Origin of the sequence: Caballeronia sp. LZ032, from assembly GCF_031451315.1 — a bacterium.
Taxonomy (GTDB): Bacteria; Pseudomonadota; Gammaproteobacteria; order Burkholderiales; family Burkholderiaceae; genus Caballeronia.
In genome coordinates this window covers 1109159-1134918 of sequence record NZ_JARUXP010000003.1, presented here as the reverse complement: position 1 = coordinate 1134918, position 25760 = coordinate 1109159, and the positions used below count along the sequence as shown (strand labels likewise).

Below are 25760 nucleotides of genomic sequence, written 5' to 3'. Positions count from 1 at the left end.
GTAGGATGACATAACTCTAAGCGGCCCGTTGCGTGCCGAAGGAACGTCAGAATGAATCAGTCCCCGCTGTATATACGTGTGCATCCGGACGACAACGTCGCGATCGTCGTGAACGACGGCGGCCTGGGCGAAGGCGCCACGTTTGCCGATGGCCTCGTGCTGCGCGAACGCGTGCCGCAGGGCCACAAGCTGTCCCTGAAAGACCTCGCGGAAGGCGATGCCGTGATCCGCTACAACGTGGTGATCGGCTATGCGACGCGGTTCCTGCCGAAGGGAAGCTGGGTGAACGAGCACGTCACGCGCATGCCGACGCCGCCCGAACTGCACGACTTGCCCATCGCCACCATCAAGGCGCCGGACGAATCGCCGCTCGAAGGCTTCACCTTCGAGGGTTATCGCAATGCGGACGGGTCGGTCGGGACGCGCAACATCCTCGCCATTACCACCACCGTGCAGTGCGTGGCGGACGTCGTGCAGCACGCCGTGACGCGCATCAAGGCGGAACTGCTGCCGAAGTACCCGAACGTCGACGATGTCGTGAGCCTCGGTCACACCTATGGGTGTGGCGTGGCCATCGACGCGCCGGACGCCATGGTGCCGATCCGCACGGTGCGCAACATCGCGCTGAATCCGAACTTCGGCGGCGAAGTGATGATGGTGAGCCTGGGCTGCGAGAAGCTGCAGCCGGAGCGGCTGATGCCGGCAGGCACGATTCCCATCGCCGCGGCTTCGGCGCAGACGGAAGACGTGGCCGATATCGGCGACAACACGCTCGACGGCAACGGCGGCACGGTCGTGTTGCAGGACGAGGAACATGTGGGCTTCCAGTCGATGATCGATTCGATCATGCGCATGGCGGAGACGCATCTGAAGCGGCTGGACAACCGGCGTCGTGAGACGTGTCCGGCGGCGGATCTCGTCGTTGGCGTGCAGTGCGGCGGGAGCGATGCGTTTTCCGGGCTGACGGCGAATCCGGCGGTGGGCTTCGCGACGGATCTGCTGGTGCGCGCGGGCGCAACCGTGATGTTCTCGGAAGTGACCGAAGTGCGCGACGGCGTGGCACAGCTGACGGCGCGTGCGGCGAACGGCGAAGTGGCGCAGGCGATCATCCGCGAGATGCAGTGGTACGACGATTATCTGAAGCGCGGTGGGGCGGACCGGAGCGCGAACACGACGCCGGGGAACAAGAAGGGCGGCTTGTCGAACATCGTCGAGAAGGCGATGGGGTCCATCGTGAAGTCAGGGAGTTCGACGATCTCCGGTGTGTTGTCGCCCGGGGAGAAGGTGAAGCAGAAGGGGCTCATCTATGCCGCGACGCCCGCCAGCGATTTTATTTGCGGGACGTTGCAGCTGGCATCAGGCATCAACCTGCATGTCTTCACGACGGGGCGCGGGACGCCTTATAGCCTTGCGGAAGTGCCGGTGCTGAAGGTCGCGACGCGCTCGGACCTGGCGCGCCGCTGGCATGATCTGATGGACGTCAATGCGGGCACCATCGCTACCGGTGAGGCCACCATTGCGGATGTGGGCTGGGAACTGTTCCGGCTGATGCTCGATGTCGCCAGCGGGAAGAAGCAGACCAAGGCCGAGGCGCTCAAGCTGCATAACGCCTTGGTGCTTTTCAATCCGGCGCCGGTGACCTGATCCTCCTCAGGTGCTTCTTTCTTCAGGACTGGACCGCAACCGCGTTCGCAACGCGCGGTTGCAATCTGCCTTCGAGCCTGCGAATCGCATTGCGCGCCGGTACTTCCAGATAACGAAAGGCCAGATAGCTCGCGGTAATCAGGCTGCCGAACAACGCGGCGACGGTGATCAGCAGCGCGAGCGTATGCGGCATGTGATGTCGTTCGAGAATCAGCGGTCCGAGCCGGTAGATCCGCAAGAACTGCGAGTGGAGCAGATACATCGCGTACGAGATCTCGCCGAGAAAGAAGACGGGAGCAGAGCCCAAGAATCTGCTGACGGGTGCCTTTCTTGAAGTCGCCGCAATGACGATGACGAAAGGCGTCGCGAGAACCACGACCAGATCGCTTCCTGGCGTCAGCAGGCAGGCAAGCAACGCGATCACGATGAAGGCCGATACCAGCTTGCCCGAGCACGCCTTGGCAATGCGCGGATCTCTCGCCGCGACATAGACCGCCATGCCGATACCGAATTCGCACAGGCAACGAAGCAGCGGAAAAATGGTCGCTTCGTTGGCGATATCGAGCGGGCCGTTCTGGGCGCCTTGATGCAGCGATACGCATGACATCAATGCGATGCCCGCGATGAACAGCGTCACGGAGGCGATGCGCAGCCACCGCTGTCGCAATACGAGAAGCGTGAACGCGGGAAAGAGGAGATAGGCGGCGAATTCCGTGCTGATAGACCATGCCGGCGAATTGATGGAGTCATAGAATCCCCATCCGTGAATCATCAGCACGTTGAAGACGAAGTTTGCAAATCCGCCTGACCAGGAATGGCTGAAGCCGGCGAGATTGAGCGCGGCGACGGCCAATAGCGTGACGACGTATAGCGGGTACACGCGCGCCAGGCGTCTGAGCAGGAAGATTGCATAGCCTCTGCCGAGCAAGCGGGTTCTGAACATGCGCTCATACGTCAACGACATGACGAAGCCGCTGAGCATGAAGAAGATATCGACCGCCAGATAACCGTGATGCACGAGGGTGTCGAGCGAAGCCGGAAGCGGCGCAAGCAATAACATGTGATGCACGACCACCCATAAGGCGGCGACGCCGCGAAGGCCTGTCAAAGGGCGGATATCGTTGTTATGCGTGGGTCTGGCAAGTTGTCCGATGTTGTCGGCTGGATTGTGCGTGTGCATGGCGTCCCCTCTTGTACCGTAATAACTTCCTTTTTTTAATTGAACTATACGGAAGAATTGCCGGGGCGAGCGTGAGGCGGGCAACACTTGGGGCGAGCTTGGCGCAGGCGGGGAAGCGGTTTATCTGAACTGCGGAACGATACAGACATTGCTGAACGAACGTCATGTCATCCGCTCACACTCCGCCCACGCTTGTCCGACGCACGAGTATCCTTGATCGGGTCAGCCAGCCTGGCTTGCTGTTCCCGATTCTCGCGCGTAACTCGCTCGTCGAAGGTGACATGCTCAAGGGTCTCGATCGCCAATGCGCGGGGTGCTTTTCCGTCCCTTCAATGCGTGCGGGTTACGCCATTGCAGCGGGCATTCGGCGACGAGTGGGACCGGATTCTGGTCTCCTTCATTCGCAACGAGGATCCCCATCTCAAGTCCGTCACGTGCGACCGGCAGGCAACAGTTCAGCATCCGGAGCTTGCTATCAGTACGGATTGGGAGAACGAGGCGCGTGTCTCGCGTGAAGAACTCGAGGCATCGCGTGAAGAGTTGCTGGCATTGAACGAGGAACTGAAAGCGTCCAACGAGCAGTTGAATGAAAGTAATGCGGATCTCAACAATGCGAATCTCCATCTGCAGGAGAACGTCACGCAGATGGCGATGCAAAGCCGTGTGCTGCAATCCGGCGCGGTGATGACACTGTTTCTGGACCGGGACTTGAAGCTTCGCTGGTTCACGCCTTCGATGCAGGCCATGTTCTCGCTCAAGGCGGGCGATGCCGGCCGGCGCATCACGGACTTCGTGCCAGCGTTTCGCGACGCGCAACTCATCAACGACATTCAAGATGTGCTTTGCGAAAGCGAGGCGCGGGAAGCGCTGGTGAGCAGTGGCGAAGGCCGCTGCCTGCTCAGAAAGGTCTTTTCCCTACGTATCGACGAGCCGCGCTGGCAACCCTGGACCTGGCTTGCGAGACAGTTCAATTATCGCGGCTGCTGGTCGTTTCCGGTCGAGACATCGGAAGGCAATCTGGTTAATTCGCTTGCGATGTACTTCGAGAACCCGCGTGAACCCGACCAGATCGATATGGAACTCGCTGCCGCCTTCACACAAACCGCCGGCATCATCATCTGGCGGCATCTGCAGGCTCAGCCGGCGAGCCTGCCGTGATGACGGCGCCGTGGCGCCACTGGCGCGGTTCTATCGAATAGCCCGAAGGTCAGCTGCCTATCTGCTTTCCGATAGAAACTCCTTGCCAATCGAGCGGGTTAGCGATATCGGTCATCAAGGTCACGTTCGCTTCACACGGGGAACGATACCTGGATTTTCCCAACTGACTCGCGACGATGAACGATCGACTGCTGGAAGTAATCTGGCATGCAACGGAGCGTGAACCGAGGTCGATGCTTCAAGCTCGATGAAGATTTCTGATGTTTTCGCGGGCGCATGCTTTGTGCTGGCCGCATTGCTTGCGCGGCACGATCGCCCATTGACATGAGGCAAAAGCCGGGTGATCCGCAGCAGATATCGGAGTTGCTGTCCTTGACCGACACCTTCAATCCGCTCTTCCCGATCGTGACGCCACGGCCGTGAGGTGAAACCGGCGCCGGCTGCGACGGAGGTCGCGCCGGCGCGTCGTCACGGGGCCAGGCAAGGTGAACCATGGTGAACCTCGATTCCTTCTCTTCACTCGAATCCGCGACCGCACCCTGCGTGAGAGGCGCTTGAAATGACTGCGTTCGTCGATCATCCCGCTCTCCTGTTCGTGGCGCTTCTCCTGATGCTCATCGGCGCGGTGGCGTTCGGCGCCTACGTGTTGCGTCGCATGGCCGTGCTGCCTGCCGAGGACCGGGAGGACTTCAACATCATTCAGACATCCACGTTGACGTTGCTTGCGCTCCTGGTCGGCTTCAGCCTGTCGATGGCGGTGAACCGCTACGACCTTCGCAAGACGCTGGAAGAAAGCGAAGCGAATGCCATCGGCACCGAGTATTCGCGTGCGGATCTCGCCGATGCGGCGGTCGGTGGAAAGATCAAGACCGCCTTGGTTCACTATACGAGGCTGAGACTCGCGAGTTACCGTATGCGGGATCCGGTGGAACTGGCGAAGATCAACCGCGACATGGCGAATACCGAGACGGAACTTTGGGCGCTCACGACCCAGGTCGCGAAAGCGCAGCCGACGCCAATCGGGGCGCTTGTCGTCGCAGGCATGAACGATGTTCTGAATTCACAGGATTACTCGGAGGCCGCGCGAATCAATCATATCCCGCTGGGAGCGTGGTATCTGATGATCATCATCGCACTGCTCGGATGTGTCGTTCAGGGTTACGGCGCGAAAGGCAGTCTGCGAAAGGGATTGCTCATCACCATTCTTCCCGCGACCGTCGCGCTTTCTCTTGCGCTCATCGCGGACATCGACAGCCCGAAGGGCGGGATCATCCGCGTGGAGCCGCGCGATCTCACACGGCTCTTGCAGTCGATCGCGCCGTGACGACGCTTCGTGAAACGCATGGACGCCCGTCGCGTGTGCGACAGGCCGCTACGCAAGAGGGCCGCCCCTGGAAATTGCGGGACTGTCTGGTTGCGTGCTTTGCAAACCGGCTCGGAGCCATGTCAGGGAGCTATCGATGAGCGTCGCGTTCAATTGGTTTCAGCACGTGCTTCGAATCCATCCCGAAGTCACTTTCTTCCTGGTCCTGGGCTTCGGTTATGCGCTCGGCAAACTGAAGATTGGCAGCTTCACGTTAGGCGCGGTCACCGGCACGTTACTGGCGGGGGTGCTCGTGGGCCAATTGGAGTTCAGGATCTCCGGCGAAGTGAAGCAATGTTTCTTTCTGCTCTTTCTGTTTTCCATCGGATTTCGCACCGGCCCCCAGTTCTTTCGCGGCCTGCGTCGCGACGGCCTGCAGCAAGCGTTCCTGGCTGCGATCGTGGCCACGACCGGCCTTGCGGTGGCGTTCATCGTGAGCAAGTTCCTGGGTTATCAGGCCGGCACCGCGGCGGGCGTGGTAGCCGGGTCGCTCACCGAGTCCGCCACCATCGGTACTGCCACCGACGCCATTACACGGCTGAACCTGTCCGACGCCGATCGGCAGATGCTGACCAATCAGATTCCAGTCGCCTTTGCTGTTACCTATCTGATAGGTGTGATCGGTACGGCGTGGATCCTGAGTCAACTGGCTCCCAAGCTCATCGGGGTGAACTTGCCTGCGGCCTGCCGCGAGCTCGAAGACAAGATGCAAGGCGGCAGCGCGCAAGGTATTCCCGTGAGACGGGAGTTCGAGCTGCGCGCCTATTTCATTGAGGAAGGTTCGCCGCTGGCGGGTGCGTCGATATCGGACACGGAAGCCAACATGGGCGATCAGCGTCTCTTCATAGACCGGATGCGACGTGACGGCCAAGTCATGAACGCCGCCCCCGACACTGTGCTCCGCGCAGGCGACATCATCAGTGCCGCCGGACGGCGCACCTTGTTGGTCGAACACATGCCAGGGCAGGCTTCGGGCGTGCGTGAGATCGACGACCGCGAGTTACTGGACGTGGAGGCCGAAGCGCTCGATGTGGTGGTCACATCCAGGACGATCGACGGCCGCCGACTTGGCGAGTTGGCGCGGGAGCAGGCCGCACGCGGCGTATTCGTATCACGCCTCACGCGCGCGGGCACGCCGATGCTGATCTCGCCAGAGACCGTGCTCAACCGTGGTGATGTGCTCACGCTCGTGGGCAGCATGTCCCGCGTGGAAGCGATCGTCGGCAAACTCGGCGTGGCCGACCGCGCGAGCAATGCGACGGACATGGTTCTGGTGTCGCTCGGTATTGTGGCCGGCGCGCTGATAGGCGTCCCGGCGCTGGTTGTCGGCGGGGTGGAGATCGGCCTGTCGCTCAGCGTGGGCGTGCTACTGGGCGGATTGGTGTGTGGCTGGCTGCGTTCAGTGCAGCCGCGCCTCTTCGGGCGTATTCCCGGGCCGACGTTGTGGGTGTTCGAATCGATTGGATTGACGGGCTTCGTCGCCATCGTAGGCTTGAACGCCGGGCCCGACTTCGTCAAAGGACTGCAATCGAGCGGACTTTCGCTGCTGCTTGCAGGCGTATTGACCTCGAGTATTCCCATGCTGGTCGGCGTATTCGTCGGGCACAAGATCATGAAGATGCATCCGGGTGTCATGCTCGGGGTGTGCGCAGGCGCTTCGACTGCCACGCCGGCTTTGGCAGCGGTGCAGGAGGCAGCGAAAAGCGCGGTACCGACCTTGGGCTATGGCGTGGCCTATGCGGTGGGGAATGTACTGTTGGCGCTGTGGGGGACAGTCATCGTGGCGCTGGTGAGCTGACAGGAAACACGCTCTTTGTCGGGGCGGAGAACGTAGGCTTTGGGCGGGACCCACGCCGCGGGGCAGATCGGGACGTATCAAACGCAGGCTGCGACCTAAGAAGAAGCCCCTCGTAAAAGGGGCTTGCTTCGCGTGCTCGATTGCTACCGTCAAGCTTCAATCATACAAAACCGCCTTGATCTTCGGATCACTCATATTCCCCTTGTCGTACCAATAAAACCCGGTATCGATCTTCTTCGGCAGCTTCTCGCCCTTCATCGCCTTCACAGCCGAATCGACGACACACTTCCCGATCCCGATTGGATTCTGCGTAATCGCCCCATACATCAACCCGGACATGATGTCGTCTTTCTGCTCTTTGCCCGAGTCATACCCGATCAGCACGAGCTTCTTTCCCGACTCCTTCACGCCAATAGCCGCACCCTCAGCCGACCCTTCATTCGCCCCGAACAAGCCTTTGATGTTCGGATTAGCCTGAAGCATCGCTTTAGCGATTTCGGCGGATTTCAAGTGATCGCCTCCGCCATACTGCACGGAAACGATCTTGATCCCAGGATGCTTGGCCTTCATCTGATTCAAGAACCCATCCCGCCGATCAATCCCCGTACGGCTGGTCTGATCGTGCACGATCACCCCGACTTCCCCTGAATTCCCGATCGCCTCAGCCATCTTGTCAGCAGCAAGCGCTGCAGCCGCCAGGTTATCGGTGGAGCAGGTAGTCAAAGGAATATCGCTATCCACGCCCGAGTCGAACGCAATGATTGGAATCTTGTTGTTCTGCGCCCGCTTCAGCAAGGGAATAGCCGCCTTGCTATCCAGCGCCGCGATCCCGATAGCCTGCGGCTTCTTCGCCAGCGCAGCCGAAAGCATATCGATCTGCTTGTCGACCATAGCCTCGGTTTCCGGTCCTTCAAAGGTGATCCTGACCTTCTGTTCCTTGGCCGACTGCTCCGCCCCTGCCTTCACGGCTTGCCAGAACTGATGCTGGAAGCCTTTGGAAATAAGCGGAATATACGGCTCGTCCGCCTGCGCGACGCCAACCGTTCCGGCCATGGCAAACACGCCCGCCAGCACTCCGATGATGGTTCTTTTCAGCATGATGCGTCTCCTCCTTGGTTTCGATGTTTCCCTTTGTTGGTCTGACAGGCACATAACGTTCAACTGCTTTTCCTGCGCCGCAAGATATCCGCATACACCGCGAGAATGATGATGAGTCCCGTCACGACGATCTGCCATTCCTGCGCGACGGACATGATGCGCAATCCATTGGTGAGAACGCTCATGATGAACGCACCGATGATGGTCCCGAGAATCGTCCCCGATCCCCCGGAAAGCGAGGTCCCTCCGATCACAACCGCCGCAATGGCATCGAGTTCATAACCTTGCCCCAACGCCGGCTGCGCTGAATTCAGCCGCGACGCAATCAGCAGCCCGGCGATGCCGCATATCGCACCGCCCAGCCCATAGATAGCGATCTTCCAGCGATCCACATTCACCCCGGACAGCCGCACGGCTTCCTCATTACTGCCGAGCGCGAACGTATAGCGTCCGAGCGCGGTGCGATTCAACGTGATCGAACTGACGATGGCAAGAAAGAACAGGATCAACACCGCATTGGGAATCGGTACGCTCGGCAGAAAGTAACCGATCAGCGAATCCTGCGAGATCATGTAGAAGTTCTCGGTGTCGGTGAAGTAGATCGGCTTGTCCGACGACACCACCAGCGAGAGCCCCTTCAACAGCATCATCATGCCGAGCGTCGCGATGAACGGCGGAATCTTCATCTTCGCGGTCAGCGTGCCGGACACGGTGCCGCAGATCGCGCCCGTGATGATGGCGGCAATCACGCCGATGGTCATCGGCATGTGCCAGTAAGTGAGGAACACGCCGCAGATCACCGCGGTGAAGGTCATCAGCGTGCCCACGGACAGATCGATGCCGCCCGTGATGATGACAAACGTGGCCGCAATCGCCAGCACACCATTCACCGCCGTGGCCTGGAGAATGCCGAGGATGTTGTCCATCTGCATGAAGGCGGGCGATGCGAAGCTGAAGAACACCAGCAGCAGGATCAGGCTGGCGAACGCCAGCAGCTTTTGCAGCGCCGTCGGCGTGAAGAGCCGTGCACGCAGGCCGCTTGCGCGTCCCTCGCTGGCGAGCGCGGCGGTTTCCGTGGGTTGTGTCATGTGATCGACCTTTGCGGCTCAAGCCGCTTGCAAAGATTCACGCCGCGTCGCGAGCTCCATGATCCGCTCTTGCGTCGCGTCGCCCGAAGACAGCTCGCCGGTGATGCGCCCCTCGCACATCACGACGATGCGGTCGCTCATGCGCAATATTTCCGGCAGTTCCGACGAGATCATCACGATCGCCTTGCCCTGTTGCGCCAGCGACCGCAGCAGCTTGTAGATTTCGCTCTTCGCACCGACGTCGATACCGCGTGTCGGCTCGTCGAAGAACAGCACATCGCAATCGCGTTCCAGCCACTTCGCAATGACGATCTTCTGCTGGTTGCCGCCCGAAAGCAGCCGCACCGGTTGCGTGGGCGAGGGCGTGCGGATCGCGAGCAGGCGAATGAAGTGTGCGGCGGTCTTGCGGATCTTCGAGCGCCGCAGGAACACACGGCCGCTTAAAAACTTGCCGAGATTGGACATGACGATGTTCGATTCCACGTCCATGCCCGTCGCGAGGCCAAAGCGCTTGCGGTCTTCCGAGAGATAGCCGATGCCGCGCCGCACTGCATCGCTCGGCTTCTTGATGCTCGCCGGCACGCCCTTCACGACAATCTCGCCGGACTGCACCGGATCCGCGCCGAAGACCGCCCGCGCCACCTCGGTGCGGCCCGCGCCCATCAGGCCCGCGAAGCCGAGTATCTCGCCGCGCCGCAGCGTGAAGCTCACGTCGCGCACCAGCGGCCCCGCGTTCAGATGCTTCACTTCCAGCGCAATCTCGCCCTGATCCGAGCCGCCGAGGAACGAGGTCAAATCCGTGAGCGTCCGTCCGACCATCATGCCGATGATCGTGTCCACACTCGTCTCAGCCGTGTGAACCGTCGCAACATATTCGCCGTCGCGCATCACGGTGACACGGTCGGAGATCTGCTTGAGCTCATCCATCTTGTGCGAGATATAGACGATGCCCACGCCATGCGCCTTCAGTTCACGAATGATGCGGAACAGTTCGGCGATTTCGGCATCGTTGAGCGCGGAGGTCGGCTCGTCCATGATGAGCACGCGCGAATCGAACGACAACGCCTTCGCAATCTCCACCATCTGCTGACTCGCGACGGTCAGCGTGCCCACGATGGTGCGCGGATCGAGCTTCACATGCATGCGCGCGAGGATCTCGCGCGCGGCGGCGTTGAGCTTGTCTTCGTCGAGCAGCAAGCCCAGACACTTGCGCGGCTCACGCCCGATGAAGATGTTCTGCGCGACGCTCAGGTGGTTCATCAGTTGCAGTTCCTGATGAATGATGCCGATGCCCAGCGCCTGCGCCTCGCGTGGACTCGTGAACTCCACGGGCTGGCCGTCGAGCAGCATGTCGCCCGAATCGCGCGTGTAGACGCCAGCGAGAATCTTCATGAGCGTCGACTTGCCTGCGCCGTTCTCGCCCATCAACGCATGGACTTCGCCTGGCTTGAGATCGAACTGGATCTCATGCAGCGCGCGCACGCCGGGAAAGCGCTTGCAGAGCTTGCTGACCGATATGAGCGGGGGTGTCATGGAGTGGCTTCGAGTCCTGTTCCGGTTGGCATCGTCGATGATGGCGCTTACGCAGGCTCACGGCGCGAACAGGTCCGGCCGTTCCGCCGCCGAGCGCCGCAGTTCGGCCACCACCTGATCCAGATGGTCATGCATGGCCCGTCCCGCGGCTTCGGCCTTGCCGCTGCGAATGGCTTCGAAGATGCGTTCGTGTTCGGCGAACGTATGCGCGACACGCTCCGGACTCGCCAGCAACTGCCGCGCGCGATCCAGCGCACTGCGCGACACCGCGACAATCTCCTTCACGCGCGGCAGCTTGATGGCGTCGAGCAGGATCTCGTGGAAGGCGAGATCCAGTTCATGAAACTCAAGACGCTGGCCGTTGCCGATCGTGCTGCGCTGCTGGTCGAGATTGAGCGCGAGGGCATCGAGCACTGCGCTGTCACGAAGCTTCGCAACGCCGCGCACGGTCTCGACTTCGAGCGCGCTGCGAATGAACAGATGCTGACGGATATCTTCCAGCGCGATGGGCTTCACACGCGTGCCGCGCTGCGGCAGGACTTCGACGAGCCCCGCATGTTCGAGGCGCGCCAGCGCGGCGGATACCGGAAAGCGCGACACGCCCATGCGGTCGCAGACCGCGAGCTTGTCGATCATGAGCCCGGGCTCCAGCGCCAGCGTCACGATGGCTTCGCGCAATGCGGCCTCGACGGCGTCGGTGAGGCTGCCCCGGTCGCCGCTCTTGATCCTGTGCAACGCATCGTAGGGATTGCTGATGACGCTCGCGGTATCGGAGGAAGTACTCACGGCATGCTTGCTTTGCGATGAAGATGCTAGCATGCTAGGAAGCCGGAGCAGCCTTGTCAACGCGTGCCGAATGCGTATAAACCCGCTAAGGCATGCTCGAAGTCATGGCGTATCTCTCAGTTTGGGAAAGCATGTGTTTTAGCGCACGGCGCATGGTGTTTTCCCGCAGATGCAATCCGGTTCTTCCGCTTCGTCTTCGTTCAGGTCTTCGCTCAGGAGCGCATTCAGATGACTACGATCACCGGCCTGTCCGTGCAGGACATCCGCTTCCCCACATCGCGTTCACTCGATGGCTCCGACGCCATGAACGCTGCGCCGGACTACTCCGCCACCTACGTCACGCTCGCCACCGATGCACCGCAAGGACTGACCGGTCACGGTCTCACGTTCACCATCGGACGCGGCAACGAGATCTGCGTGGCGGCGGTGCAGGCGCTTGCACCGTTGATCGTCGGCAAGACGCTGGAGGAGATCACGTCGGACATGGGTGCGTTCTGGCGCGCGTTCACATCGGACAGTCAGTTGCGCTGGATAGGCCCGGACAAGGGCGCGATCCATCTCGCCACCGCAGCCGTCGTGAACGCCGCATGGGATCTGTGGGCGAAGGCGGAAGGCAAGCCGGTGTGGAAGCTGCTGGTGGACATGACGCCGGAACAGCTCGTGCGCTGCCTCGACTTCCGCTACGTGACGGACGCCATCACGCCTTACGAAGCCATTGCGCTGCTGCGCCGCCATGAAAAGACGCGCGGCCAGCGCGAGAAGGAAATGCTCGAACAGGGCTATCCCGCGTACACCACATCGGCGGGCTGGCTCGGCTATGACGACGACAAGATTCGCCGCCTCGCGCGCGAAGGCGTCGCGCAGGGCTGGACGCATTTCAAGCAGAAGGTCGGCGGCAATCTGGAAGAAGACGTGCGGCGTGCGCGCATCCTGCGTGAAGAGATCGGTCCCGGTTCGAAGCTGATGATGGACGCGAACCAGGTCTGGGAAGTCGATGAGGCGGTAGCGAACATGCGCCGTCTCGCGGAGTTCGACCCGTGGTGGATCGAAGAGCCGACGAGTCCCGACGACGTCCTCGGCCACGCATCGATACGTCGCCGGCTGGGTTCGATCGGCGTGGCGACGGGCGAGCATTGCCAGAACCGCGTGATGTTCAAGCAGTTGCTGCAGGCGCAGGCCATCGACTTCTGTCAGGTGGACAGCTGCCGTCTCGGCGGACTGAACGAAGTGCTCGTCGTGCTGCTGATGGCGGCGAAGTTCGGCGTGCCCGTCTGCCCGCATGCGGGCGGCGTGGGCCTGTGCGAATACGTGCAGCACATCTCGCTGTTCGACTACATCTGCGTGTCGGGATCGCTGGAGAACCGGGTGCTCGAATATGTCGATCATCTGCACGAGCACTTCCTCGATCCCGTCGTGATCCGCAACGGCCGCTACATGCCGCCGCAGCGTGCGGGCTACAGCATCGAGATGAAGGCGGAGTCGCTCGCGCGTCATCATTATCCGGACGGCGCCGCATGGCAAAGCTGATGCCGAAGATTAACGGCAAGCGGCTCATCCAAGACCTCGAACGCTTGCGCAGCTTCGGCGCGACGGGAACGGGCGTCGTGCGGCTGGCGTTCTCGCCAGTCGACATGGACGCGCGGGGCTGGCTGGCGCAGCGCATGGAGGAAGCGGGGCTGTCCGCGACCATCGACGGCGTCGGCAACGTCTTCGGCCAGTCGCGCCATCCGGGTCCGGCGCTGTTGATCGGTTCGCACACGGACACGCAGCCCACCGGCGGCTGGCTCGACGGCGCGCTCGGCGTGATCTACGGCCTTGAGATCGCACGGGCGCTGGCTGAGTGCGAAAGCACGCGTCATCTCGCGCTGGATGTCGCGTCGTGGATGGATGAGGAAGGCAGCTTCTCGGGCTTTCTGGGCAGCCGCAGTTTCGTGGGCGCATCCGTGGACGATGCACTCGACCACGCGCGCAATCGCGACGGCCTGCTGCTGCGCGATGCCATCGCTCAGGCGGGACTCGCAGGCCGGCCGCGCGTACAGCTCGACAAGACGCGACACAGAGCCTATCTCGAGCCGCATATCGAGCAGGGCGGACGGCTGGAGGCACATGGCAAGTCGATTGGCGTGGTGACAACCATCGTCGGCATTCGCGAGCTCAGGCTGCGCTTCACCGGACAGCGCAATCACGCGGGCACCACGCCAATGTCAATCCGCCGCGATGCGGGCGCTGCGCTGGTGGCGTTCATCGGGCGCATGGACGAAGCGTTCCGTCAGCTCGCCGATGCCGATACCGTGTGGACCGTCGGCCGCATCGATCTCGATCCGGGATCGTTCAGCATCGTGCCGGGCAGCGCTGACCTGTCTCTGCAATTCCGCGACGCGAGCCTGGCTCGTCTGCACGCGATGAAAGCTGCGCTGGCCTCGCTGGTACGCGACTTCAACGCGAAGGAAAAAGTAAAAGTCGAGTTTCTCGATACCGAACCGCCCGAAGATCCCGTGACGATGGACGCAGCACTGCAAGCGCAACTCGCCGAGGCTGCCGAAGCGCTCGCGCCCGGGCGCTGGGAAGCCATGCCGAGCGGCGCATCGCACGATGCGCAGGTGCTCGCGCCGCATCTCCCAGCGTGCATGATGTTCGTGCCGAGCATCGGCGGCGTCAGTCACGATTTCATCGAAGACACGTCCGAGGCGGATCTCGTGCTGGGCTGCGAAGTGGCCGCTCGTGCGGCGGCGGACATCCTGCGCGGCATGGCGCGCTGACCTTCTGCGTCGCCCATTGACATGGGCGACGCACGGCACTATCAGTTCAACATCACTTCAAGCACACAGGCGCGCACGACCGTGACAGACCATCGGGCCTCCGCCACTCACGCAAGGAGTCGCCATGAGAGCAAGGAACGTACGGACGTGCTGCGCGATCGTGCTGGCCATGATCGCGCTCGATGTCATCGCGCAGAGCAAGCCGATTGCCTATCCCGCCAAAGGGCAGAGCGCGCAGCAACAGCAGAGTGACGACGGCGCCTGCTATAGCTGGGCGAAGAGCAACACGGGCGTGGATCCCGCCAATCCCGCCACGACTGGCGCGCAAAGCTCGCAGAGCGCGCAAGCCGGGCATGGCGGCCAGCGTCTGGGCGGTGCGGCGCGCGGGGCGGCGGGCGGCGCGGCCATTGGCGCCATCGCGGGCGATGCGGGCAAGGGCGCCGCCGCCGGCGCAGTCGCGGGCACGATGGCGGGCGGCGCGCGTGCGCGGCAGGCAAAGCGCGCGGAGCAGGCGAACGCCCAGTCGCAAAGCCAGGGCGCGATGTCGACGTACTATCGCGCGTGGTCGGCGTGCATGCAGGGACGCGGCTACACCATTCAGTGACCGCTGCGGATGGCCGTCGCAATGTCGCGACTCACGCGGGTGAGCGCACGGTCATGCGCGGCGATCAGCGCGTCGGTGTCGCCGCCGTTCACCGGTTCGCGCACGAAGGACCGGCCACTGGCATCGGTGACAGCGCCGCTGTCGTTGTCCCGCCGCACGGACCAGCGCGCGTCGATCACGACTGCCTCGCCAGGCACGGACTCGAACTGCTGGATATCGACGCGCACGCGCCACGCCCGCGCATCGGCCGGGGCGCGCGACGCCACCGCGACACGGTCCGAGCCGAGCATCAGGCCGAGATTGCCGGCAATGGCATCCGCGATGCCGCTCTTCAGCGGTTCGCCCCAGCGCGCATATTCGTTGATCGAGATTTCGTTGTTCGTGCTGCGCGTGACGATCTGCGGCCGGTCGACGAGTTCCGGCACCGTCACCGGCCCGACAATCACCGCCTGCTGGATCGCACTTGCGCCTGCGGTGTCCGAAGCCGCATCCGGACTCAATCGATAGAAGCTTGCGCGTGGCGAAGCACAGCCCGCGCAGATCGTCGCGACGACCAGCAGCACGATCACACGCGGCGTCATGGTTTCTCCTCCGGCTTGCCGCGCAGCAGCGCTTCAGGATGCTGCTGAAGATAATCGGCGAGATTGCGGAACGATGCCGCCGTGCGTGTCAGTTCGCGGACCGCTTCCGCCGTGTCCTGCTGCAAGCCGGAATCCGGGCTGAGCGTCGCGTGCGCGGCATCGAGCGCGCTGCGGGCGGCATTGAGCGTCGCGGCGGCTTGCGGCAGCACATCGGTATTGAGGCCCTGCATCAGCAGGCTCGTCGCGTTGAGTGTCTTCTGTGCGCTCGCGGTCAGTTGCTCGATCGGCAGCTTGTCGATGCGCGTCATGATGCGGTTGATCGAGTCCTGCAATGAATCGAGGCCGCTCGGCGTCGTCGGCAGTTCCGGCGGCGTGCGGCTCCAGTCGACGCTCGCCTGTTTCGCGGCGGGGAAGAAGTCCATCGCTACATACAACTGCCCCGTCAGCAGACTGCCCGTGCGCAACTGCCCGCGCAGCCCGCGTTCGACGAGAAAGTCCGCGAGCTCCTTCGGGTCGCTGACCATTCGGCCGCTTTTCGGGGGCGCATTCGCGAAGCGCGACGTGAAGCGTTCCGGATACAGCTTCACTTCGACCGGTATGCTGATCTGCTTCGTCGCCGGGTCGAAGCGCGTATAGATGGCCGACACCTCGCCGATCTGAATGCCGCGAAACTCCACGGGCGCGCCCACGGCCAGCCCGCGCACCGAGCCCTGGAAGTTGAACACATACGTTTCGACGATGCGTTCCTGCACGCGCAGCGCATCGGCGCGCGTGCCGAAGAGATTGAAGACGGTATCGGCGGGCGCTTCGGCCCAGCTGAGCGAGACCGCTGGCGTTTCGAACGCGAGGCCGCCAATCAGGATCGACACGAGCGACTGCGTGTTGACCTTGAGGCCGTCGGTGCCGAGCGTGACGTCGATGCCGCCCGCCTGCCAGAAGCGCGAATCGGCGTTCACATAGCGGTCGTAGGGCGCGTTGACGAACACATGCAGCGTGACGCCGCTGCCGTCGCGGTCGAGTTCGAACGACGTCACCTGTCCCACTTGCAGACGACGGAAGAACACCGGCGTGCCGACATCCACGGATCCGAGATCGCTGGCCTTCAGGACGAACTGACGGCCCGGTACGTCGCTCGCGAACACGGGCGGCGTTTCCAGTCCGACATAATCGCGCCGGTCGCGCTTGGTCCTGCCAATATCCATGCCGATATACGCGCCCGACAGCAAGGTGCCGATGCCCGACACCGAGCCGCCCGCCACGCGCGGCCGCACGACCCAGAAGCGCGTGTCGTCGACGAGCATGTTGGCGGCGTCGCGCGTGAGATCGGCCGTTGCGACCACGTGCGTGTAATCCTTCGAGAGCGTGACGGACTTCACCTGGCCGATGTCCACGTCCTTGAACTTGATCTTGGTCTTGCCTGCTTCGAGTCCTTCGCCGCTCTTGAAGGTGATGGTGACGGTCGGACCTTTCTCGAGCACGGCCTGCGCCGCCAGCCACGCGCCGATCAACAGCGCGACCGCCGGCACCACCCACACCCATGGAATGCGCCAGCGCTTCCTTGGCACGACTTCGGCGTCGGGCATGTCGTTCGGCGTGTTCATCGCGATGCCTCCGGGTGCGCGTCCGGCGGCGGGTCCCAGATCAGGCGCGGATCGAACGACATGGCGGCGAACATCGTCAGCACGACCACGGCGCCGAACGCAATCGCGGCGGGCCCTGCCGCAATGGTGGCGAGCGCGCTGAACTGCACGAGCGCGACCAGCACGGCGATCACATAGATATCGAGCATTGACCAGCGCCCGACGAACTCGACGATCCGGTAGATGCGCGCCCGCAGCGGGCTGCGCTGCGTCGAACGCAGATTGACGCTGGCGGCGAGATAGCCGATGGCGAGGATCTTGAGCATCGGCACCGCGACGCTCGCGATGAACACGACGATGGCAAGCGGCCACGAGCCCGAGTGCCACAGATACGCGACGCCGCTCATGATCGTGTCTTTTTCCGCGCCGAACAGCGAGCTGGTGTTCATCACCGGCAGCAGGTTCGCGGGGATGTAGAGCAGGGCCGCCGCGCTCAGGAACGCCCAGGTGCGCGACAGGCTGCCGGGCTTGCGCAGATGCAGATGCGCGCCGCAGCGCGGGCAAACGAGCCTTTCGTGCCTGCGCGTACCAGCGGTAGAGAGGCCGCAATCGTGACAGACGCAGATGCCGCTCGCCGCCGCGATGGGTCCACGCAGCGGCGTGCCGGCGGGCAGACCGGGCGGCGCGCCGTCGATGCGCATCCACATGGCGCGTTCGTCACAGGCCGAGGCCGCCGCGACCAGCAAGGCCATCAGCGCCGCCAGCGACCACAGCGCGGGCCCCGTCACCACCGAGGCGATATGGGCGAGCTTCACCAGCGCGACCAGCAGGCCGAGCATCAGCACTTCGGTCATGCCCCATTCGCGCGCGACGCGCAGCAGGCGGAACACCGTATCCGCGTGCCATGGCACGCGCCCGAGAAACAGCGGCAACACCAGCCACACCATGCCGATGGCCTGCAACGCGGGCATCAGGATCGTCGTGAAGAAGATCAGCGCGGCGAGCGGCCACATGCCGTCGCGATAGAGCACGCGCACGGCGCCGAAGAGCGTCGTCTCCACGAGATCGCCGTTCACCGACAGGCCCACGATCGGACATGCGTTCGAGATGAGCCACAGCACGCAGGCCGCGAGTGCGAAGGCGAGAGCGCGCTCGAAGCCCGGCGCGCGCCTGCGGTACAGCACGGCGCGGCAGCGGCAGCAGCGCAGCGTGCCGCCCGGCGGCACCGCGTGTTCATGCTGGAGCAGATCGCACTCGGGGCAGGCGATCAGCGCGCGGCCGGGAGCGGGCGTGTTCATTGCACCGTCTGCGGAGTGGATGACGCGGACGGCGCGGCGCCTTGCTGCGTCGTGAGCTTGTCGGCGGCGACGACCCAGCCGCCGCCCATCACCTTGTACAGCGTGACGAATGAGACGAGCGCGGCCGCCTGCGTCTGCGTCAGCGAGAGCTGGGCGTTGAAGAGGCTGCGTTCGGCATCGAGCACTTCGATATAGCTCGTGTAGCCGCCTTCATAGCGCGCCCGCGCCAGACGCGAATAGGTGGACAGCGCCGTGACCTGACGGCCCTGTATCTCAAGCTGCTCGTGCAGCTTGGTCGAGGCGATGAGCGCGTCGTCGACTTCCTGGAACGCAACCTGGATCGCCTTCTGATAGGTCAGCAGCGCGGCGCGTTGCTGCGCTTCGGCCGATTGCACCTGTCCCGAGATGTTGCCCGCCGTGAAGATGGGCTGCGTGATCTGCCCCGCGAACGACCAGACCCGCGACGGCCCCGTGAACAGCGACGAGAACTGCCCGCTCGCCGTGCCGAGCAGGCCGGTCAGCGAGATCTGCGGAAAGTAGAGCGCGCGCGCCGCGCCGATCAGCGCATTGGCCGCGATCAGATCCTGTTCGGCCTGAAGCAGATCGGGCCGGCGCTCCAGCAGATCGGACGGCAGGCCGGCCGGAATCACCGGCGTCTGCATCTCGCCGAGCGTGCGGCCGCGCAGGATCGGGCCGGGATTGTCGCCGAGCAGAACGGACAACGCGTCCTCCTGCTGCGCGATGGAGGTTTCGATCTGCGGAATCGTCGCGAGCGAGGCTTCGTATTCGGACTGGCTTTGCGCGAGTTCCATCTGCGAGACTTCGCCGCCCTCGAAGCGCAGCGTGAAGACATGCACGGATTCGGCGCGACTGTCGGTCGTGGCTTTGGCGATCTCAAGCTGCTTGTCGAGGCTGCGCAGGTTCAGATACGACGAAGCCACCGACGCCACCAGCGAGAGGATCGTTGCCCGCCGCCCTTCGACGCTCGACAGCAGGTTCGCGCGCGCCGACTCGGTCAGCCGCCGGTTGCGCCCGAACACGTCGAGTTCCCAGGCGGCGGACACCGACACCTCGTAGCTGTTGTAGACCGGCCCGAAGCCGGCCAGAGGCTGCGGACCGGCCTGCGAAGCGCGCTGGCGCGCCGCCGTCGCGCCCGCCGAGACCCGCGGGAACAATGCTGCGCGCGTGGTCACGAACTGGCCCATGAACTGATCGATGCGCGCCGCCGCGATCTTCACGTCCTTGTTGTTCGCCAGCGCGGTGTCGATCAGTTCATCGAGCACGGGATCCTCGAACTGCTTCCACCATTCGGTGTTGGCGGTGTCGGCGGCTTCGCCCGAGGAGAAGCGCCAGTTGGCGGGCGTTTCCACCGGCTGACGCGAATAGTCCGGCCCGAGCAGACAGCCGCCGAGCAGCAGCGTCACGACGAGAACCGACAGGGCGATGGGAAACCGGCGCATGTCAGTCTCCCTGTTCCTTGGGCGGCACACTGTCCTTCTTCTTTTTCTTCTCCGAGCGTTCCGACAGCGTTTCGAGCACGAAGAAGAACATCGGGATGAAGAACACGGCGATCACCGTGGCGCCGAGCATGCCGCCAATCACGCCCGTGCCGATGGAATGCCGGCTGTTCGCCGAAGCGCCGGTCGCGATGGCGAGCGGCACGCAGCCGAGAATGAACGCGAGCGACGTCATCACGATCGGGCGCAGGCGTTCTTCGGCGGCGACCATGGTGGCGTCGAACACGGACTTGCCCGCCTCGCGGTTCAGCACGGCGAACTCGAAGATGAGAATGGCGTTCTTCGCCGCGAGCGCAACCAGCATCGTCAGGCCGATCTGGAAGTACACGTCGTTGTTGAGGCCGCGCAGCAGGATCGCGAGCAGCGCGCCGAAGATCGCGAACGGCACCGCCATCAGCACGCCGATCGGCAGACTCCACTTCTCGTATTGCGCCGCGAGGATCAGGAAGACCATCACGAGACCGAACACGAACACCAGCGCCGAACTGCTGCCCGACTGCTTCGCTTCATACGCCTCGCCGCTCCATGCGATGCCGTAATCCGTGGGCAGCGTCGCCGCGACCGCTTCGAGCGCCTGGATCACCTGACCCGATGCATAACCCGGCGCGGCGTTCGCCGTGATCTTCACCGCCGGGAAGTTGTTGAAGCGCGTGATGAGATCGGGGCCGGTGACATAGCGCGTGTTGACCACGGCCTTGAGCGGCACCATGTTGCCGTTCTTGCTCTTCACGAAGATCTGCGTGAGATCGTCGGGCTTGATGCGATACGACGGCTCCGCCTGCAGGATCACCTGCCACAGCCGGCTGGAACGGTTGAACTGAGACACATAGAGCGAGCCGAACATGGTCTGCATCGCGCTGTAGACGTCCTCCACCGGCACGCCGAGCGTCTCGGCCTTGTCGCGGTCCACGTCCGCGAGCAACTGCTGCGACGATGCGTTGAACGTGGACGTCACGCCCGTCAGTTCGGGCCGCTGCTTCGCCCGCTCGACGAAGTCCTGCACCAGCGCCGCGAACTGCGCGATGGGCGCATCGCCCTTGCTCTGGATCCACATTTCGGTGCCGCCGGTCGTGCCGAGACCAGGTATCGACGGCGGATTCAGCGGCACGACGATCCCCTCGCGAATCTGCGAGAGATGCTTGTAAGCGTCGATCAGCACGGCGCGTGCATTCTCGGTGCGGATATTGGCCGATGTATAGCGATCGTCGAAGCTCTTGAGGCCGACGAAGAAGGTCGACGAATTATTCTTGTTCTGGCTGTCGAGAATGCTGAAGCCATCGACCGTTGTAATGCTGCCCACCGCCGGCTGCTTCATGAAGTAGTCGGTGACGCGCTCGGACACCGCGCCGGTGCGGTCGAGCGAGGCCGCGTCCGGCATGATGACCGCGCCCAGCAGATAACCCTGGTCCTCGGGCGGCAGGAAGGCGGTGGGAATGTCGCGCATCATCACGACGGCAAGCGCGATCACGCCCGCGAAGATGCACAGCCCGATCACGAAGCGCCGGATCACGAGCTGCACGGCGCGCGTATAGCCGTGCGTCATGCGTTCGAACTGACGGTCGAACCAGCGGAAGAAGCCTTTCTTCTCGTGATGCCCGGGCTTGAGCAGCAGCGCGGCGAGCGCCGGCGACAAGGTCAGCGCCACGAGCCCCGAGATCACCACCGAGATCGCGATGGTGATGGCGAACTGCTTGTACATCTGCCCGGTGATGCCGGCGAGGAAAGCCACCGGCACGAACACCGCGCACAGCACGAGCACGATGGCGACCACCGGTCCCGCCACTTCGTCCATGGCCTTCTTGGCGGCGGTCTTCGGATCGAGCTTGAACACCGTCATGTTGCGCTCGACGTTCTCGATCACGACGATCGCGTCGTCCACCACGATGCCGATGGCGAGCACCATGCCGAACAAGGTGAGCATGTTGATCGAGAAGCCCAGCGCCGCCATGCCCATGAAGGTGCCGACAATCGACACCGGTACCGCCAGCACCGGAATGAGCGTCGCGCGCAGGCTTTGCAGGAACACGAACACGACGATCACCACCAGCACGACCGCCTCGAAGAAGGTATGCACCACGTCGGTGATGGACGCGCGCGTGAACTCCGTGGTGTCCATCGCGATCTGGTAGTCGATGCCTTCCGGGAAGGTCTTCTTCATCTCGGCGAGCTGCGCGCGCACCAGCTTCGACACGTCGAGCGCGTTGGCGCCCGGCTGCTGGTACACGGCGAGCACCGTCGCCGGCTTGCCCTGGAAGCGGCTGCGGATGGAGTAGTCCTTCTGCCCGAGTTCGGCGCGGCCCACGTCGCGCAGCCGCACGATGGCCGCGCCGCCCGACTGCGCACGGATGATGATGTTCTCGAACTCGGAAGGCTCGGTGAGGCGTCCGGAGGTCGTCACGGCGAACGACTGTTCGACGGGCGCGCCGGTCGGCGACTGTCCCAGCCGGCCGACCGCGAACTGCTGGTTCTGGTTCGAGACGGCGCGCTGCACGTCGGCGGCCGTGATGCCGAGCTGCGCCATGCGGTCGGGCTTGAGCCAGATGCGCATCGCGTAGTCGGGGGTGCCGAAGATGCTCGACTGGTTCGCGCCGGGAATGCGCTTGAGCGCGTCGAGCACATAGACGTTCGCGTAGTTCGCAATGTAGGTGGCGTCGTAGCGTTCGTCGGGCGAATAGATCGCGATCACCATCATGAACGCCTGCGACTTCTTCTGCACCTGCACGCCCTGCGAGGTTACCGACTGCGGCAGTTGCGGCAGCGCAAGGTTCACGCGGTTCTGCACGTCCACCTGCGCGAGTTCCGGATTCGTCCCGATCTGGAAGTACGCGTTGATCGTCAGGTTGCCCGTGGATGAGCTCGACGAGCTCATGTAGATCATGTTGTCCGCGCCGTTGACCTGCTGCTCGATCGGCGCGGCCACGTTGTTCGCGACCACGTCGGCGCTCGCGCCCGGATAGGTCGCGGAGATGGTGATCTGCGGCGGCGTGATGTCGGGATACTGCGCGGTCGGCAACGCCAGCATGGACAGCGCGCCGCCCAGTGTGATGACGATCGAGATGACCGAGGCGAAGATCGGGCGGTCGATGCAGTAATGGGAAATGTTCATTGGCCTCTTCCGCGCGACGAGCTTTCAATCAAATCACTGGCCGGCCTCGCTGGCTGCGGTGGTCGTTGCGCCGGCGGCGGACGCGCCCGCAGCGGCTGCAGCGCCGGTCACGTGCAGTTGCGAATCGGCGGACACGCGGATCGCGCCATCCACGATCACGCGCTCGCCCGCGCGCAGGCCGCTCGTGATGAACCAGTCGTCGCCATGCCATTCGCCCACTTCCACCACGCGCTGACGCGGCTTCGACTGCTCGTCGAGCACCCAGACGAAATGACTCTTCGCGCCCTGCAGCACGGCGCGCTGCGGCAGCAGGATGGCATTCGGCCGCACGGCGCCCGCCACGCGCGCCTTGACGAACTGGCCGGGTCGCAGAATGCCTTTCGGATTGGCGAACACCGCGCGAACCAGGAAGGTGCCGGTGTCGGTGCTGAAGGCCGGATTCGTGAAGTCGATGCGGCCCGTCTGCGGATACACGGAGCCGTCTGCCTGGATGATCGTCACGTCGAACTTGTTCTCGGGCGGAAAGCGCAGCAGGCCCTTCTGGATCTGCTCGCGATACGTCAGCAACTCGTTCTCCGAGATGCTGAAGTTCACCCACATCGGATCCAGCTGATAGACGTAGGTGAGCAGGCCGGATTGCGTCGGCGTCACGTAGCTCCCTTCCTGCACGCGCGCGAAGCTGGAGAGGCCCTTGAGCGGCGAGCGGATGGTCGTGTAGCTCAGGTTGAGCTCGGCGCTCTGCACTTCGCCTTTCGCCGAGATGACGGCGGCCTCGGCCTGCTTTTCGTTGCCGAGGGCGTCGTCGAGATCCTTCTTGCTCAGTGCGTTCATCGCGGCGAGCGGCTTCACGCGCGCCAGGTTCTGCTGCGTCACGTAGAGCCGCGCCTGCTGCTGCGCGAGCGCGCCCTTGGCGGTTTGCAGCGCGGCCTCGAACGGCCGCTTGTCCATCACGAACATGATCTGGTTGGCGGCGACGAGCGCGCCTTCGGTGTACAGGCGCTTCTCGAGAAAGCCGTCCACGCGCGCGCGGATCTCGACCTCGCGCGAACTCTGCGTCTGCGCGGTGAACTCGAACTCGACAGGCGTGGACTGGGCGGCGACCGTGACGACGGTCACATCGACCGGAGGCTTCTGTGCTTCGGGAGGCGGCTTCTTGCAGGCGGCCAGCGCCAGCAGGACGAACGCGGCAAGCGACGCCATCCGCACGGCTTGCCCGGTGCCCGACCGTGGGGCGAACCGGCAGCAGTCCAGTATCCATTCCGACACGAACGCCATAGGCGCCTCCCCTTCTGGGACGGCCGACAGTTGAGCGGCGCGGCGCAATCCGACACATGCGCCACGGCGGCCCGCTTCAGGCGGAGGCGAGCGCATTCGCGGTCATGCGCGCGTGCATGACCGTGTCGCCTTGCGATGAGAACGCGCTGGACAGGCCAGCATGCAACGTCAGCGCGCGCGAGCCTGATGGAAGTGATGGGTCGTGGCTGCCTCCGGTCTTGTCGGTCGAATGCCTGTAAGAGAGCGGCGCATGATGCGTCATGCCTCGAATGCCCGCGCCATTCAATCAACGGACGCGGTGTGCGTGACCCAATTACTAATAGTCGAAGACGGCTGAAAACGCCATAGCGTTCGCATGAATTTGCAGGCTTTGGCGCGCTCAGTCCGCGCGCTTCCACGCCCTGAAGACGTCGAGCAGCGTGCGCACCTGCCGTCCGGGCGGATCGTTGCGACGCCAGACCGCGCCGACATCCATGGTCGGCACGGGCACGCTCAGGTCGCGCTTGCTGATGCGGTTGCCTTCCAGCGACCACGGCCGGTAGACGAGATCCGACAGGATCGTCACGCCCTCGCCGAACGCGACGAGGCTGCGCACCGCTTCGATCGACTTGCTCTGCATGCGCACGCGCGGCTCCACGCCGAACTTGCCCCAGTAGCGTGCAACCGTCTGGATGTGCTCGTCCATGTCGAGCAGCAGGTAGTTCTCGCGCGCGACGTCTTCGAGCGTGACGCGCTGTGCGTCGAGCAACGGATGATCCGGCGGCGTCCACAGGCGGCGCGGCGAGCGCACGATGGTCTCGCCCTTGAGATCGTCGTGCAGCGCGGTGTTGGAGACGAGCAGCAACGCCATGTCGAGATCGCCGGCGAGCAACTGCTGCTCCACGACTTCCCGCTCGCGCTCGATTACCTCCACCTGAAGATTGCGGAACCGGCGCGTGAGCGTGGCCATCATCGACGGCAACAGGTAGGCGGAAATGGTCTCGGTCACGCCGATCCGCACCATCCCCGATATCTGCCCCGGTTCCTCCTGTGCGGCGAGCACCGCGTGGTCCACCGATTGCCGGGCCTGCTGCACATGGCGCAGGAAGCGCACGCCCGCTTCGGTCAGCCGCACGCCCTTGGCGTGGCGCGCGAGCAGCGCCACGCCCACGGTGTCCTCCAGGTTCTGCAACGCGATCGTCATGGACGACTGCGACACGCTGCACAGATTGGCGGAACGCGAAATCTGCCCAGTATCGGCCACGGACACGAAATATTCGATCTGGCGCAGGGTGACTTGACGAGGCATAGGGGCGATCCGGGTGATGGCGGGCGAGCAATATCTAAAAATTCTATATCGCTGAATCGGAAATATGAATTCTTCATTGCATTTTGATTTCATAGCATCGCGAC

Annotated in this window: 19 protein-coding genes; 7 read left to right on the top strand and 12 right to left on the bottom strand. The window is 63.5% G+C overall.

The window, feature by feature from the left end; translation table 11 throughout:
• Window positions 1-51 precede the first annotated feature (51 nt).
• The gene (gene garD / locus QCE69_RS26555; RefSeq protein WP_309933863.1) at window positions 52-1644 is read left to right on the top strand and encodes a galactarate dehydratase; all 1593 of its coding nucleotides are present in this window, start codon (window positions 52-54) and stop codon (window positions 1642-1644) included.
• A 22-nt stretch (window positions 1645-1666) separates the two neighbouring features.
• Here garD and QCE69_RS26550 read toward each other — a convergent pair whose 3' ends face one another.
• Window positions 1667-2752: an acyltransferase gene (locus QCE69_RS26550; RefSeq protein ID WP_309933862.1), complete on the bottom strand. Its 1086-nt coding sequence runs from the start codon at window positions 2750-2752 to the stop codon at window positions 1667-1669.
• A 285-nt stretch (window positions 2753-3037) separates the two neighbouring features.
• Here QCE69_RS26550 and QCE69_RS26545 point away from each other — a divergent pair, with 285 nt between their 5' ends.
• The 3 genes from QCE69_RS26545 (at window position 3038) to aspT (ending at window position 7143) form a co-directional block, all read left to right on the top strand.
• Window positions 3038-3982, top strand: a complete 945-nt coding sequence (locus QCE69_RS26545; protein WP_309933860.1) for a PAS domain-containing protein — start codon at window positions 3038-3040, stop codon at window positions 3980-3982.
• A 559-nt stretch (window positions 3983-4541) separates the two neighbouring features.
• Window positions 4542-5306, top strand: coding sequence for a hypothetical protein (locus QCE69_RS26540; RefSeq protein WP_309924811.1), 765 nt, complete (start codon window positions 4542-4544; stop codon window positions 5304-5306).
• Between the two features lie 136 nt (window positions 5307-5442).
• On the top strand, window positions 5443-7143 hold the full coding sequence (gene aspT / locus QCE69_RS26535; RefSeq protein WP_309924810.1) for an aspartate-alanine antiporter: 1701 nt from the start codon (window positions 5443-5445) through the stop codon (window positions 7141-7143).
• Window positions 7144-7299: 156 nt separating this feature from the next.
• On the opposite strand, the gene QCE69_RS26530 is transcribed toward aspT, so the two are convergent.
• From QCE69_RS26530 to QCE69_RS26515, 4 genes are read right to left on the bottom strand one after another with little or no spacing between them, the layout of a single operon-like run.
• Window positions 7300-8241: an ABC transporter substrate-binding protein gene (locus tag QCE69_RS26530; protein ID WP_309933858.1), complete on the bottom strand. Its 942-nt coding sequence runs from the start codon at window positions 8239-8241 to the stop codon at window positions 7300-7302.
• A gap of 59 nt (window positions 8242-8300) precedes the next feature.
• Complete coding sequence (locus QCE69_RS26525; protein ID WP_309924808.1) at window positions 8301-9329, bottom strand: ABC transporter permease; 1029 nt, start codon at window positions 9327-9329, stop codon at window positions 8301-8303.
• Between the two features lie 18 nt (window positions 9330-9347).
• Window positions 9348-10862: a sugar ABC transporter ATP-binding protein gene (locus QCE69_RS26520; RefSeq protein WP_309924805.1), complete on the bottom strand. Its 1515-nt coding sequence runs from the start codon at window positions 10860-10862 to the stop codon at window positions 9348-9350.
• Between the two features lie 57 nt (window positions 10863-10919).
• A complete protein-coding gene (locus tag QCE69_RS26515; RefSeq protein ID WP_309933856.1) occupies window positions 10920-11681 on the bottom strand; it encodes a GntR family transcriptional regulator in 762 nt (253 codons plus the stop codon).
• A gap of 195 nt (window positions 11682-11876) precedes the next feature.
• On the opposite strand from QCE69_RS26515, the gene QCE69_RS26510 reads away from it, so the two are divergent.
• The 3 genes from QCE69_RS26510 (at window position 11877) to QCE69_RS26500 (ending at window position 15011) form a co-directional block, all read left to right on the top strand.
• On the top strand, window positions 11877-13175 hold the full coding sequence (locus QCE69_RS26510; protein ID WP_309924801.1) for an L-fuconate dehydratase: 1299 nt from the start codon (window positions 11877-11879) through the stop codon (window positions 13173-13175).
• On the top strand, window positions 13175-14407 hold the full coding sequence (locus QCE69_RS26505) for a Zn-dependent hydrolase (RefSeq protein WP_309934200.1): 1233 nt from the start codon (window positions 13175-13177) through the stop codon (window positions 14405-14407). The genes QCE69_RS26510 and QCE69_RS26505 overlap by 1 nt, the downstream gene beginning before the upstream one ends.
• Window positions 14408-14531: 124 nt before the next feature.
• The gene (locus tag QCE69_RS26500) at window positions 14532-15011 is read left to right on the top strand and encodes a hypothetical protein (RefSeq protein WP_309817462.1); all 480 of its coding nucleotides are present in this window, start codon (window positions 14532-14534) and stop codon (window positions 15009-15011) included.
• On the opposite strand, the gene QCE69_RS26495 is transcribed toward QCE69_RS26500, so the two are convergent.
• The 7 genes from QCE69_RS26495 to QCE69_RS26465 all read right to left on the bottom strand — a co-directional run bounded on the left by QCE69_RS26495 (window position 15005) and on the right by QCE69_RS26465 (window position 25656).
• Entirely contained in the window at window positions 15005-15592 is a 588-nt protein-coding gene (locus QCE69_RS26495) for a PqiC family protein (protein WP_309933854.1), read from the bottom strand. The genes QCE69_RS26500 and QCE69_RS26495 overlap by 7 nt on opposite strands.
• Window positions 15589-17193 carry an MlaD family protein gene (locus QCE69_RS26490; protein ID WP_309933852.1) on the bottom strand — a complete coding sequence of 535 codons (1605 nt, stop codon included), beginning with the start codon at window positions 17191-17193 and terminating at the stop codon, window positions 15589-15591. Before QCE69_RS26490 ends, QCE69_RS26495 begins: the two co-directional genes overlap by 4 nt.
• Entirely contained in the window at window positions 17190-18470 is a 1281-nt protein-coding gene (locus QCE69_RS26485; RefSeq protein WP_309933850.1) for a paraquat-inducible protein A, read from the bottom strand. The genes QCE69_RS26490 and QCE69_RS26485 overlap by 4 nt, the downstream gene beginning before the upstream one ends.
• Complete coding sequence (locus tag QCE69_RS26480; RefSeq protein WP_309933849.1) at window positions 18467-19930, bottom strand: efflux transporter outer membrane subunit; 1464 nt, start codon at window positions 19928-19930, stop codon at window positions 18467-18469. Before QCE69_RS26480 ends, QCE69_RS26485 begins: the two co-directional genes overlap by 4 nt.
• Window position 19931: 1 nt before the next feature.
• Window positions 19932-23093 carry a multidrug efflux RND transporter permease subunit gene (locus QCE69_RS26475; protein WP_309933848.1) on the bottom strand — a complete coding sequence of 1054 codons (3162 nt, stop codon included), beginning with the start codon at window positions 23091-23093 and terminating at the stop codon, window positions 19932-19934.
• Window positions 23094-23126: 33 nt separating this feature from the next.
• Entirely contained in the window at window positions 23127-24368 is a 1242-nt protein-coding gene (locus QCE69_RS26470) for an efflux RND transporter periplasmic adaptor subunit (RefSeq protein ID WP_309924795.1), read from the bottom strand.
• A 379-nt stretch (window positions 24369-24747) separates the two neighbouring features.
• Window positions 24748-25656, bottom strand: a complete 909-nt coding sequence (locus QCE69_RS26465; protein ID WP_309924792.1) for a LysR family transcriptional regulator — start codon at window positions 25654-25656, stop codon at window positions 24748-24750.
• Window positions 25657-25760 lie beyond the last annotated feature (104 nt).